This is a genomic window from Variovorax sp. J31P207, from assembly GCF_030316965.1.
GTDB classification, from domain to species: domain Bacteria; phylum Pseudomonadota; class Gammaproteobacteria; order Burkholderiales; family Burkholderiaceae_C; genus Variovorax; species Variovorax ginsengisoli_B.
This window is the reverse complement of sequence record NZ_JASZYN010000004.1, coordinates 322,061-334,356: the sequence shown is the minus strand read 5'-3', so window position 1 is coordinate 334,356 and position 12,296 is coordinate 322,061. Positions and strand designations below refer to the sequence as shown.

The 12,296-nt window shown below is 70.4% G+C and carries 11 protein-coding genes and 1 pseudogene; 5 read left to right on the top strand and 7 right to left on the bottom strand.

The genetic code is table 11. The annotated features are described in order from the left end of the window. Window positions 1–56: 56 nt before the first annotated feature. Complete coding sequence (locus QTI68_RS16185; RefSeq protein WP_286522674.1) at window positions 57–950, bottom strand: LysR family transcriptional regulator; 894 nt, start codon at window positions 948–950, stop codon at window positions 57–59. 91 nt (window positions 951–1,041) lie between these two features. Here QTI68_RS16185 and QTI68_RS16180 point away from each other — a divergent pair, with 91 nt between their 5' ends. Further along, window positions 1,042–1,863: a DODA-type extradiol aromatic ring-opening family dioxygenase gene (locus QTI68_RS16180; protein WP_286522672.1), complete on the top strand. Its 822-nt coding sequence runs from the start codon at window positions 1,042–1,044 to the stop codon at window positions 1,861–1,863. Between the two features lie 25 nt (window positions 1,864–1,888). Beyond that, the gene (locus tag QTI68_RS16175) at window positions 1,889–2,767 is read left to right on the top strand and encodes an alpha/beta fold hydrolase (RefSeq protein WP_286522670.1); all 879 of its coding nucleotides are present in this window, start codon (window positions 1,889–1,891) and stop codon (window positions 2,765–2,767) included. Here QTI68_RS16175 and QTI68_RS16170 read toward each other — a convergent pair. From QTI68_RS16170 to QTI68_RS16160, 3 genes and pseudogenes are all read right to left on the bottom strand, one after another. Further along, entirely contained in the window at window positions 2,764–3,696 is a 933-nt protein-coding gene (locus QTI68_RS16170) for an aldo/keto reductase (RefSeq protein WP_286522668.1), read from the bottom strand. The two genes, QTI68_RS16175 and QTI68_RS16170, sit on opposite strands and share 4 nt — an antisense overlap. Window positions 3,697–3,704: 8 nt before the next feature. Continuing rightward, window positions 3,705–4,040 (bottom strand): helix-turn-helix domain-containing protein, encoded by a 336-nt coding sequence (locus QTI68_RS16165; RefSeq protein WP_286522666.1) that lies wholly within the window; start codon window positions 4,038–4,040, stop codon window positions 3,705–3,707. Continuing rightward, window positions 4,021–4,402, bottom strand: a pseudogene (locus QTI68_RS16160) (type II toxin-antitoxin system RelE/ParE family toxin). The gene QTI68_RS16165 and the pseudogene QTI68_RS16160 overlap by 20 nt, the downstream one beginning before the upstream one ends. Before the next feature lie 148 nt (window positions 4,403–4,550). On the opposite strand from QTI68_RS16160, the gene imuA reads away from it, so the two are divergent. The 3 genes from imuA to QTI68_RS16145 are packed head-to-tail and all read left to right on the top strand — an operon-like array spanning window position 4,551 to window position 9,988. Next, window positions 4,551–5,348, top strand: a complete 798-nt coding sequence (gene imuA / locus QTI68_RS16155) for a translesion DNA synthesis-associated protein ImuA (protein WP_286522665.1) — start codon at window positions 4,551–4,553, stop codon at window positions 5,346–5,348. After that, window positions 5,317–6,630 carry a Y-family DNA polymerase gene (locus tag QTI68_RS16150; RefSeq protein WP_286522664.1) on the top strand — a complete coding sequence of 438 codons (1,314 nt, stop codon included), beginning with the start codon at window positions 5,317–5,319 and terminating at the stop codon, window positions 6,628–6,630. Before imuA ends, QTI68_RS16150 begins: the two co-directional genes overlap by 32 nt. Further along, window positions 6,623–9,988, top strand: a complete 3,366-nt coding sequence (locus tag QTI68_RS16145) for an error-prone DNA polymerase (RefSeq protein WP_286522662.1) — start codon at window positions 6,623–6,625, stop codon at window positions 9,986–9,988. The genes QTI68_RS16150 and QTI68_RS16145 overlap by 8 nt, the downstream gene beginning before the upstream one ends. On the opposite strand, the gene QTI68_RS16140 is transcribed toward QTI68_RS16145, so the two are convergent. The 3 genes from QTI68_RS16140 to QTI68_RS16130 are packed head-to-tail and all read right to left on the bottom strand — an operon-like array spanning window position 9,985 to window position 12,262. Next, on the bottom strand, window positions 9,985–10,977 hold the full coding sequence (locus QTI68_RS16140; RefSeq protein ID WP_286522660.1) for a S1C family serine protease: 993 nt from the start codon (window positions 10,975–10,977) through the stop codon (window positions 9,985–9,987). The genes QTI68_RS16145 and QTI68_RS16140 overlap by 4 nt on opposite strands. An 8-nt stretch (window positions 10,978–10,985) precedes the next feature. Then, on the bottom strand, window positions 10,986–11,363 hold the full coding sequence (locus QTI68_RS16135; protein WP_286522658.1) for a response regulator transcription factor: 378 nt from the start codon (window positions 11,361–11,363) through the stop codon (window positions 10,986–10,988). A 2-nt stretch (window positions 11,364–11,365) separates the two neighbouring features. After that, complete coding sequence (locus QTI68_RS16130; protein WP_286522657.1) at window positions 11,366–12,262, bottom strand: S1C family serine protease; 897 nt, start codon at window positions 12,260–12,262, stop codon at window positions 11,366–11,368. Between the last annotated feature and the right edge of the window lie 34 nt (window positions 12,263–12,296).

Here is a 12,296-nt window from a genome sequence, read left to right as displayed (position 1 = left end):
CCAGTGAGGCGTCACTGTACCGGCGGCCACCGGGCTGCGCGCGAGAAAGGGATTTGTCAGTCGGCGGCGACGCCCAGCCGCTCGCCGAGGAAGTCGATGAAACTGCGCAGCTTGGGCGCCATGTACTGCCGGCTGGTGTAGACCGCGAACAGGGTCACCGCCGGGGCCTTGAAGTCCGGCACCAGCCGCACCAGCCGGCCCTGCGCCAGGTCGTCGTCGATCAGCCATTCGGGCAGGAACGCCATGCCGATGCCGGCCCGCACCGCGTGCAGGGTCAAGGTGGTGTCGTCGGACTTCATCACCGGCTGCAGCCGCAGCGGCGCCTGGCGGCCCTTGCCGTCCTTGAGCGCCAGGCCTTCGATGCTGACGTAGCTCGGCACGATGGCGTCGAGCTTCGCGAGCTCGGCGGGCACCCTCGGCAAGCCGGCGCGGGCGATGCAGGCGGGCGCGGCGACCAGGTGGAACTGCAAGGTGCACAGCGGCCGGGCGATCAGCGCCGGGGAGAGCTCCTGCGTGGCGCGCAGCGCGAGGTCGTAGCCGTCGGCTGCGAGATCGACCTTGCGGTTTTCCAGGTGCATGTCGATCAGCACCTCCGGAAAGCGTTCGCGGTAGCCGGACAGCACGGCGGCGAAGCGCGGCGTGGCGCACCACACGGGCGCACTGACCTTGAGCTGGCCGCGCGGTGCGTCGTTCTTCTGGCCGATCGCGTTCTCGGCCGCGTCGAGCAGGTCGAGCGCGCGGCGGCTCTGCTCGTACCAGGCCTGGCCCGCCTCGGTCAGGCTCAAGTGCCGGCTCGAGCGATGGAGCAGGCGGGCACCCAGCGATTTTTCGAGCTGCGCCACGTGCTTGCTGGCCATGGGGGCCGAGATCGCGAGCCGGTCGGCCGCGGCGACGAAACTGCCCGACTCCACCACCTCCCTGAAGACACGCAAACTGGTCAGGCGGTCCATCGATGATTTCCTCCTGGGAAATGAATCGATGAATCCTAGCCTATCGATTTCTTTCTGGGAAATCTCTAGACTGGCGTTCAAGGAGCATCCCATGACCACGACTTCCAGATTGCCCACCTATTTCATCTCGCACGGCGGCGGCCCCTGGCCGTGGATGAAAAAGGAAATGGGCCCTACCTATGACAAGCTCGAGGCCTCGCTGGCCGACATGCCGCGCCAGATCGGCCGCACGCCGGCCGCGATCCTCATGGTGTCGGCGCACTGGGAAGAGCCCGCCTTCACCGTGATGGGCAGCCCGCGCCCGCCGATGATCTACGACTACGGCGGCTTTCCGGCCCATACCTACCAGGTGCACTACGACGCGCCCGGTTCGCCCGAACTGGCGCGCCGCGTGCAGTCGCTGCTCGAGGCGGCGGGCCTGCCTGCGGCGCTCGATGCCGAGCGCGGCTTCGACCATGGCACCTTCTCGCCGATGGCCGCGATCTATCCGAAGGCCGAGGTGCCGGTGGTGCAGCTGTCGCTGCGGCGCGGGCTCGATCCGGCCGAGCACATCGCGCTGGGCCGGGCGATCGCGCCGCTGCGCGACGAGAACGTGCTGATCGTCGGCAGCGGCCTGAGCTATCACAACCTGCGCAACTTCGGCCCGCAGGCGCGTGATGTCTCGAAGGCTTTCGACGACTGGCTCGACGGCGCTGTGGTCCGAACCACGCCGCAGCAGCGGATCGAGCAGCTGCTGCACTGGTCGGCGGCACCGGCGGCCCGCATCGCACATCCGCGAGAAGAACACCTGATTCCGCTGATGGTCGCGGTCGGCGCGGCCGAGGGCGAAGCCGGCGAGCGCATTTATCACGAGGATGCGTTCATGGGCGGAATCTCGGTGTCGAGCTTCCGGTTCGGGGCCACATCCGCCTGAGGCCGCCGCGCGGCACAATTGCGCGGTGCCCTATTTCTCGACCTTCGATCCCCAGGCCGAAGCCGATGCGCTCGACCTGATCGCGCGCATCGACGCGCTCGCCACCCTCCACGACGTCGAGCACGACGGCGTGCGCGTACGCTGGCGCTGCTTCGGCAGCGACGACACGCGGCCTCCGCTGGTGCTGCTGCACGGCGGCCACGGCAGCTGGATGCACTGGTTGCGCAACGCCGAGGCGCTGTCGGCATCGCGCACGCTGTGGCTGCCCGACCTGCCGGGCTTCAACGAGTCCGACGCGCCGCCGAAACCGCAGCCCGGCCAGGTCGCGGTCGACCCGTTGCTCGATGCGCTGTCCGGAACGCTCGACAGCCTGATCGGAGCCGGCACCCCGATCGACCTCGGCGGCTTCTCGTTCGGCGGGCTGGTCGCCGCCAAGTTCGGCCAGCGCCGGGGCCATATCCGGCGCATGGTCCTGGTGGGCAGCGGTGGCCACGGCACGCTGCGGCGCATGACGGTCGAGATGGTCAACTGGCGCGCCGCCGAGGACCGCGACCAGGAGCGCGCCGCGTTGCTGCACAACCTGGCCGCGCTGATGCTGCACGACAAGTCGGCGATCGATCCACTGGCTTTCGCGATCCACGACATCTCCTGCCACGGCACGCGCTTTCGCAGCAAGGAGGTCTCGTTGTCGGGCGGACTTCAGGCCGCGCTCGAAGCCATCGGCGGCCCTCAGCTGCTGCTCTGGGGCGAGCACGACGTGACGGCCGATTCGCGCCCGCTGGTCGCGCAGCTCGCAGCCGGCCATCCCCAACGCGAAGGCGTGGTGATCGACGGCGCCGGACACTGGGTGCAGTTCGAGCGTGCGGGCGAGTTCAACTCGGCGGTGCTGCGCTTCCTGGATTAGGGCAGCGACGCCGCATTGCGCCGCCAGAAGTCGGCGTCCGGAAACGAACCCGCGCCGGCCGCCGCGTTGTCCGCCATGTGCTCGGGCTGGCTGGTGCCGGGAATGGTGCAGGTCACGGCCGGATGGCTCAGCACGAACTTGATCAGCACCTGGGCCCAGCTGGTGCAGCCGATCTCGGTGGCCCAGGCGGGCAGGGGCTTGCCGCGCAGCCGGCGCAGCAGTCCCCCGCCGCCGAACGGCATGTTGACGATCACGGCCGCGCCGCGCTCGGCCGCCAGCGGCAGCAGGCGCTGGGCGGCTTCGGGCGCATCGAGCGAATAGTTGATCTGCAGGAAGTCGAGCGGCTCGGCGCGCAGCACCGCCTCGACATCGGGATAGGCCGAGGCGGTGTAGTGCGTGATGCCCAGGTAGCGCACGCGGCCCTTGTCCTTCCAGCCGCGCAGGGTCTTCAAGTGAAAGCGCCAGTCGAGCAGGTTGTGGACCTGCATCAGGTCGATGCGCTCGGTGCGCAGGCGCTGGAAGGACTGCTCCATCTGCGCGATGCCGGCGTCGCGGCCGGAGGTCCAGACCTTGGTGGCGAGGAAGGCCCTGGCGCGCTGGTTCGATGCGGCCAGCAGGTCACCGGTCACGGACTCGGAGCGGCCGTACATCGGCGAGCTGTCGAGTACCGAGCCGCCGGCGGCGAACAGCGCGTCGATGACGCCGGGCAGCCGCTGGAATTCGGCGCTGCCGGGCGCAACGTCGAAGCCGATCCAGGTGCCGCAGCCGACGACCGGCAGGGCTTCGCGGGTGCTGGGGATGGGGCGGGTGTTCATGCGCTTGACTCCCGGGGACTGGGCTGGGGCAAGAATCGGCAGCGTGGCAAACAGTGGCAGCGCGACGCCCAGGTGCAGAAACTGGCTGCGGGTGAGGGCGCGCGCCGAGGGCATGCGAAGACTCAGGCGATGGCGAGTATCAGGTGCCCGGTCGGCTGGGTGGCGGGCTTGAGCTTGATCTCGATGTCGTAACCCAGTCGATTGAGACAGTCCATCAGCTTGCGTTCTGAAAAATTGGAGAACGCGCCACGCATCAGGGCGGACACCTTGGGTTGGGAGATGCCCATCCGTTCGGCAGCCTGGTCCTGAGTCAGTTGCAGGCGTTGTATCGCGCGGTTGATTTCGATGGTGAGGCCGGACTTGATCTGGAGTTTCTCGGCGTCCGGCAACGCCAGATCCGCAAAGACGTTGCCGGAGCTCTCTGTCACCTCGATATCGTCAACGATGCGTTTTTTCATCGCGTAGTTCCTTGATCAGTGCTTCGGCTGCCTTGAGCCGCATGCGAATGACGTCGATGTCGTGCTTGGGGGTTGCGATGCCGCTTTTGCTTTTCTTTTGAAAGCAATGCAAGACGAATACGGCTTCGGGAAATTTTGACTGTGTAGACGGCTCGGTAGGTCCCCCCGATGTCACTGTCGACCACTTCCAGGACGCCGGCACCGGCAAAGCCTTGCAGCACCTTGGCGGCTGCATGCTGTTGTCCGTGTTGGGCAAAGTCGAGGGCGTGGCCAAAGAATCTCCTGGTGGAGGGTGGCAACGCCACCAGATCCTTCTTGCTGCTCCCGATCCAGAAGAGCCTTCTTTCCGGAGCGAGTGGCATGTAATTTATCCCATAACTGGAATGAAAGCCGCAAAAAGGGGGGGGCGTCGAGGTCGACGCCATGGATGTCCCTGCAGGCAAGTCGACATGCAAACAAAAATCCACTGGGCGCAATGATACTGTATAAAAATACAGTAACTTGACCATCATGGGCCTTCCTTCCCTCGACCCCTTCTCCTCCTCCGCGCGCCACAGGGTCTGGCGCGCGGACGAGCTGGGCCTGGCCGATGCGCAGGTCATCGGCACCGGCCACGCGGCCCTCGACGCGCAGCTGCCGGGCGGCGGCTGGCCGGTCGGCGCCATGACCGAGCTGCTGCAGTCGGCGCCCGAAGCTCATGCCTGGCAACTGCTGCTGCCCGCCCTGGCGCAGGCGGTGCAGGGCGGCGCCGGCCCGGTCGCGCTGATCGGCGCGCCGCACGAGCCTTTCGGGCCGTCGCTGGCGGCCGGTGGACTGCCGATCGAATCGCTGCTGTGGGTGCGCAGCGAGGCGCCCGCCGCCCGGCTCTGGGCCTGCGAACAGGCGCTGCGCTGCGCCGACGTGGCCGCCGTGCTGGCCTGGCTGCCGCAGGCGCGGGTAGGCGAATTGCGGCGGCTGCAGCTGGCGGCGGCGCAGCACGAGTCGCTGCTGTTCGTGTTCCGGCCGGCGAACGCAGCGGTGTCGACCTCGCCGGCGCGCCTGCGGCTGCAACTGATGGCCTGCGAGGGCGACCGGACGCAGATCGATGTCCACATCCTCAAGCGCCGCGGCCCGCCGCTGGCCTCGCCGATCCAGCTGCCGGCGCGCAGCCAGCGCATGACGGCGCTGCTCGCCGCGAGCCAGTTGCGGCGCAAGCTGCTGCGGCAGCAAGAGGGCGTGGGGCAGCCCGGCGAAGGTGCGACGGTGGTGCGGCTCGACATCTTTTCAGGAAAACGGCATGCACTGGATCGCTTTGCGTTGGCCGCCTGAAGCACTGCAGCCGTCCGATGAAGCCCTCGGCTGGTGGGCCCTGCAGTTCACCCCGCGCGTCGCCTGGGTCGACGAAGCCCTGCTGCTCGAGGTGTCGGCCTGCGAGCGCCTGTGGGGCGGGCGGCTAGGCCTGATGCGGCAGATCGCCAGCCTCAACCCCGCGGCCCCGGTGCGCGTGCAGCAGGCCCAGGGCGCGACCAGCCTGGTGGCGCTGGCCCGGCTGCGGATGTTCGCGCGCGGCCAGCAGCCGCCGGCCGACCTGCCCGCGGACCTGCCGCTCGACACGCTGAGTGCCGCGCACGCGCACCTCGACGTGCTGGCGCACCTGGGCTGCCGCACCTGGGGCGAGGTGGCGGCGCTGCCGCGCGGCGGCCTCACGCGCCGCTTCGGCAAGGCGCTGCGCGCGGCGCTCGATGCGGCCTGGGGCCTGGGTCCCGAGAGCCATCGCTGGCTCACGCTGCCCGACGTGTTCGAGCAGAAGCTCGAACTGCCCGCGCTGGCCGAGGGCGCCAGCGAGCTCATGTGGTCGGCCAACCGGCTGCTCGCTGCGTTGTCGATCTGGCTGCGCGCCCGGCAGCGCGGCGCGGTGTCGCTCGAGCTGCAATGGACGCTCGACCTCAAGCGCTTCAACGGTGTCGACCTGCCGCCGCACCAGCAGATCGTGGTGCGCACGGCCGAGCCGACCCAGGACATGGCGCACCTGCGCCGCCTGATGGCCGAGAAACTCGCCCTCACCACGCTGGCCGCACCGGCGAGCTGGCTGCGCCTGCGCACGCTCGACACCACGCCCTGGGCCGGCGCCAGCACCAGCTTCCTGCCCGAGGACAACCGCAAGGGCGACAAGCTGCACGAACTGGTCGAGCGGCTCAGCGCGCGGCTCGGCCCGCAGCAGGTGCTGCGCGCGGTGGCGCAGGCCGATCACCGGCCCGAGCGCCGGCAGTCCTGGCAGCCGGCGCTGGGCACGGCGGGCAAGGCCGCGGCGGCGCCAGCGCCACCTCCGGCCGATGCGATCTACCCCGCGTGGCTGCTGCCCGAACCCCTGCGCCTCGAGATGGACGGCGAGCGTCCGTGCTGGCGCGGGCCGCTGCGCAAGCTGATCGGTCCCCAGCGGGTCGAGGCCGGCTGGTGGGGCGGCGTGGGGGAGGGCGGCCATCCCGCGGTGCGCGACTACTACGTCGCCGAGAGCCCCGAAGCCGGCCTGGTCTGGATCTTTCGCGAGCGTCCGACCGCCTGCTTTTCAGAGGGCAAGGTGCGCTGGTACCTGCAAGGCCTCTATGCCTGAACTCAGCGACAAGAAGACGCGCTCGCTCACGCTCGGCGAAGTGCACCCGCTGCCGCAGCGGCACAAGCCCGCGCCGGGCCTGCCGGGCTATGCCGAGCTGCATTGCCTCACGAACTTCAGCTTCCAGCGCGGCGCCTCCACGCCCGAGGAACTGGTGGAACGCGCCTATCACCTGGGCTATGCGGCGCTCGCGATCACCGACGAATGCTCGGTCGCCGGCGTGGTGCGCGCCCATGTCGGCCTGCGCGAGCTGCCGGCCAAGCTCGATGCCTACGAGCGCGAACATCCCGAAGAGCCGCCGATCCCGCGCAACCCGGATTTCCGGCTGCTGTTCGGCAGCGAGTTCCGCTTCGAGCGCTTCCGGCTGGTGGTGATCGCCGACGACACCGAGGGCTGGGGCAACCTTTGCGAGTTCATCACGGCGGCGCGCAACACCGAGCTGCCGAAGGGCGAGTACCGCGTGAGCTGGGAGGGCAGCGAGGTGGCCTCGCTGCAGCACTGCCAGATCCTCATCGTGCCCGATCGCAAGCCCGGCGAGGCCATCGATGCCGATGCGCTGCACGACGACCTGACGGCCGCCAGGGCGCTGTTCGGCGACAGTCTCTGGCTGGCCCTGGAGATGCTCAACGAACTCGACGACGACCTCTGGTTCGTCGCGCTTGTCGAGGCCGGCCGGCGCGCCGGCGTGCCGCTCGTGGCGGCCGGCGACGTCCGCATGCATTCGCGGGCGCGCAAGCCGCTGCACGACGTGCTGACCGCGGTGCGCGAAGGCCGGACCGTGGCCGAATGCGGCTTCGCGCTGCAGTCCAATGCCGAGCGCTATCTGCGCCCGCGGGTGCGGCTGGCCGGGCTCTACATGGCCGAGATGCTCGCCAACACCCTCGTCGTGGCCGATCGCTGCCGCTTCGACCCCCAGGTGATCCGCGAGAACTACAAGTACCCGCTCGAAAGCGTCGGCACCGGCGAGACCCCGGCGCAGACGCTGGCACGCAAGACCTGGGAAGGAGCGCTCGAGAGGTACCCGCTCGAGAGATTCGCCTCGGGCATTCCGGAGCGCGTGTGCCGGCAGGTCCAGCGCGAACTCGCGCTGATCCACGAGCTCGGCTACGAGATGTTCTTCCTCACGGTCGAGGACATCGTGCGCTTCGCGCGCTCGCAGGGCATCCTGTGCCAGGGCCGCGGCTCCTCGGCCAACTCGGCGGTCTGCTATTGCCTGGGCATCACCGCGATCGATCCCGAAAAAGGCACGCTGCTGTTCGAGCGCTTCCTGAGCCGCCATCGCCGCGAGCCGCCCGACATCGACGTCGACTTCGAGCACCAGCGGCGCGAAGTGGTCATCCAGTACATCTACGACAAGTACGGCCGCGATCGGGCCGCCATCGCCGCGGTCGTGATCTGCTATCGCTCCCGCAGCGCACTGCGCGACGTCGGCAAGGCGCTCGGCATCGATGCCCGGCTGGTCGACGAATTCGCCAAGGACCACTACTGGTTCGACGAGACCGTGCTCGGCGAGCAGCTGCAGGCGGCGGCCGAGCGCGCTTGTGTCCAGGAAGACGCGCTCAGGCTGCAGCAGTGGATCGATCTCACCGTCAGCCTCAAGGGCTTCCCGCGCCACCTGAGCCAGCACGTGGGCGGCTTCGTGCTGACCCACACCCGGCTCACGCGCCTGGTGCCGGTCGAGAAAGCCTCGATGAAACACCGCTCGGTCATCCAGTGGGAGAAGGACGACCTCGAGGCCATCGGCATGCTCAAGGTCGACGTGCTCGCGCTCGGCATGCTGAGCGCCATCCGCCGCGGGCTCGAGCTCATGAACCGCTGGCGCGGCAGCACGATCGAGATGCACCAGGTGCCGCACGACGATCCGAAGGTGTTCGACATGGTCTGCGACGCCGACACGGTCGGCGTGTTCCAGATCGAGAGCCGGGCCCAGATGTCGATGCTGCCGCGCCTGAAGCCGCGCACCTACGAAGACCTGGTGATCGAGGTCGCGATCGTCCGGCCTGGGCCGATACAAGGCGGCATGGTGCATCCCTACCTGAAGCAGCGCGAGCGGGTGAGCAAGGGGCTGGCCATCCACTACGAGAAGGAAGAGCTGCGGCCCGCGCTGGAGCGCACGCTGGGGGTGCCGATCTTCCAGGAGCAGGTGATGCAGATCGCGATGATCGCGGCCGAGTTCACGGCCGACGAGGCCGACCAGCTGCGCCGCGCCATGGCCGCCTGGAAGCGCAAGGGCGGCCTGGGCAAGTTCCACGACAAGCTCGTCGAGGGCATGGTCGGACGGGGCTACCAGCGCAGCTTCGCGGAGGCGATCTTCAAGCAGATACTGGGCTTCGGCGACTACGGCTTTCCCGAGAGCCATGCCGCCAGCTTCGCGCTGCTGGTCTGCGTCAGCGCCTGGCTCAAGCGCCACGAACCCGCCTGCTTCCTGGCCGCGCTGCTCGATGCCCAGCCGATGGGCTTCTACAGCCCGTCGCAGCTGGTGCAGGATGCGCGGCGCCATGGCGTCGAGGTGCGGCCGGTCGACGTCACGGCCAGCGACATGGACAGCACGCTCGAGGCGCGCGCCCCCGATGCGCCGCGCATGCCGCCCGGCACCGATGCGCGCCATGCCGAGCGCCTGGGCAACGACAACCAGCCGGCCGTTCGGCTGGGCCTGAAGCGCGTGGCCAGCCTCAGCGAGGCGGGTGCGAAGCGCCTGCTGGCGGCACGCGCCCAGGCGCCCTTCACCAGCACCGAAGACCTGGCACTGCGGGCCGAACTCGATGCCAGGGACATGGCGGCGCTGGCCGCGGCCGATGCCCTGATGTCGCTCTCGGGCCATCGCCGGCAGCAGGTGTGGGATGCGACCGCGCAGCGGCGCGCGCCGGCCCTGCTCAAGGGCGTGCCGATCGACGAGCCGGCCTTGCGATTGCCGGCCGCGCCCGAGGGCGAGGAGATCGTCGGCGACTACGCCTCGCTCGGCCTCACGCTGCGCCGCCATCCGCTGGCGCTGCTGCGTTCGCGGCTGGCGCGGATGCGGCTCATGAGCGCCGAGCAGCTGCGCCCGCTGCCCAGCGGCCAGACGGTGCGGGCCTGCGGCATCGTCAAGGGCCGCCAGCGCCCGCAGACCGCCAACGGCACGATCTTCGTCACGCTCGAGGACGAGACCGGCAACGTCAACGTGATCGTCTGGAGCCACGTGGTCGAAGCCTGGCGCGAGCCGCTGCTCAAGTCGCAGCTGCTGGCGGTGCAGGGCACCTGGCAGCGCGACGTCGACAGCGGCGGCGAGGTGCGCCACCTGGTGGCGACCGGCTTCAAGGACCTGACGCCGCTGCTCGGGCGGCTGGCGGACAGCAACAGGAGCCGCGACTTCCACTAGGCGGGCTGCGTGCGCTCCTGCGCCGTGACCGTGCGGGTCATCAGGCGGCCCTCGCGCAGCAGCGACACTTCGACCGGGCGCCCGATCCGGTCGGCGCCGAGCAGGCGCAGCAGGTCGTCGGCGCCCGCGATCGTCACGCCGTCCAGCGCCACCAGCAGGTCGCCCTGCCGCAGGCCGGCCCGCTCGGCGGCGCCGCCGGGCTGCAGTTCGCCGATCCGCACCGCGTGGGCGCCGGCCTGGATCAGGCGCGCCACGCGGCGCGGCAGCGGCACCGTCTGCGCCGCGATGCCCAGGTGCGCGCGCCGCACCCGGCCATGGGCGATGAACTCCCCGATCACGAAGCGCGCGGTGTTGCTGGAGACCGCGAAGGCCAGCCCCTGGGCGCCGGCGATCATGGCGGTATTGATGCCCACCACCTGGCCGGACGCGGCCACCAGCGCGCCGCCGGAGTTGCCGGGATTGAGCGCCACGTCGGTCTGGATCACGTCGTCGATCAGGTGCCCGCTCTGCGAGCGCAGCGAACGCCCGAGCGCCGACACGATGCCGGCCGTGATGGTCGATTCGAAACCCAGCGGATTGCCGATCGCCACCACCAGGTGGCCGCGCTGCAGCCGCTTCGAATCGCCCAGCGACGCGGCCGACGTACCGCGTGGAAGCGCGACCCGCAGCAGCGCCAGGTCGGTGGCCGGATCGTCGCCCAGCACCTCGGCCTCGCTGTCGCCGCCCTCCGCCAGGCCGACGCGCACGCGCCGGGCGCCGGCCACCACATGGCTGTTGGTGAGCACCAGTCCGTCGCCCGCGATGACCACGCCCGAGCCCAGCCCGCCGCGCCTCCCCGGCGGGCCGCTCTGCACCCGCACCACCGCGGGACCGACGCTGTCGGCCACGCCGGCGACCGCGCGCGAGTAGGCGTCGAGCAGCGCCTCCTGCGGCGCCTCGGGCAGGCCGCTCTCGTCGGGGGCATCGGTGGCGGGTCGTTCGTCGAACATGGGAATCCTCAAAGATGGATGACGCCCTGGCGCACGGCCTGGGCCACGGCGTCGGTGCGGCCGGTGGCGTCGAGCTTGTCGAGCAGCGAGCCGACGTGGAACTTGGCGGTGTGGACCGAGATGCCCAGCCGGCGCGCGATGCCCTTGTTCGAGGCGCCCTCGGCCAGCAGGTCCAGCACCTCGAGTTCGCGCCGGGTCAGGGCCGTGTCGGGCTCGGGCACGGGCACGGGCTGCGCGCCGGCCGTTGCGAGCACCAGGTCGGCCGGCTCGCCGGGCCGCGCCAGCCGCAGTTCCGGCAGGGGCGCCAACAGCGCGAGCAGACGCTCCGACAGTCGCGCGTCGGCGATGTCGAGCGCGATCACGATCGGGTCCTGCACGGTCGTCATGCTCAATCGGCCGGCCTTTCGCCCACGGTGAGCTGCGCCTCGAGCGGCTCGCCGCCGCGCTGCAGAGACAGCTTGACCACGCTGCCGACGCTGCCCGGCCCGAGCGCGCGCAGCAGCCGGCGCACGCTGTGCACGGGTTCGCCGTTCCAGGCCAGCAGCAGGTCGCCCTGGCGCAGCCCGGCGGCCGCGCCGGGGCCTTCGGCGGCCACGCCCATCACCATGGCGCCGAAGCCCGCCGGCTCGACCTTCACCGCTTGCAGCGCCAGGCCGAGGTAGCCGCGCGGCACCCGGCCGTGGGCCGCCAGCAGGCCGGCCACGCGCTCGATCGTCGGGCCCGGGATCACCAGCACGCGGCGGCGCGGGCCGAACACCGTCATGCCGATGGCCCGGCCGCGCGCATCCAGCGCCAGGCCGCCTTCGGCGCTGCGCCGCAGTCGCAGGTCGAGTTCGATCCGGGCGTCGATGTCGCCGCCGCGCAGGCTGCGCCAGGCCGGTCCGGCCAGCGCCACGATGCCTGCGGCCGCGACCGTGGTGCCGTCGACGGAGCCGACGCCGAGCGCGATGACGCCGCTTTGCACCGGCGGTGCATCGAAGGCGACGGGGGTGGGCGAGGCGCCGGCGATGCGCAGCAGCGCGATGTCCGTCGCGGGATCGCGGCCGACCAGCGTCGCGGCCGCGTGGCTGCCATCGGGCAGGCCGACGGCCAGTTCCACCTCGTCGGGAATGGCTTCCTCGCAGGTGACGATCAGCCCGTCGCGCCAGGCGAATCCGCTGGCGCGCACCCGCCCCGGTGGCACGGACTGCACCGCGACCACGCTGCGCGAGGCCTGGGCCACGGCGCCGGCCATGGCGGTCGACAACTGCTCGATCAGCGTGGGGGAAGAAGGGTCGATGGACATGGGAGCTCCTTAGATGGCCTCATTGTGGGAAGCC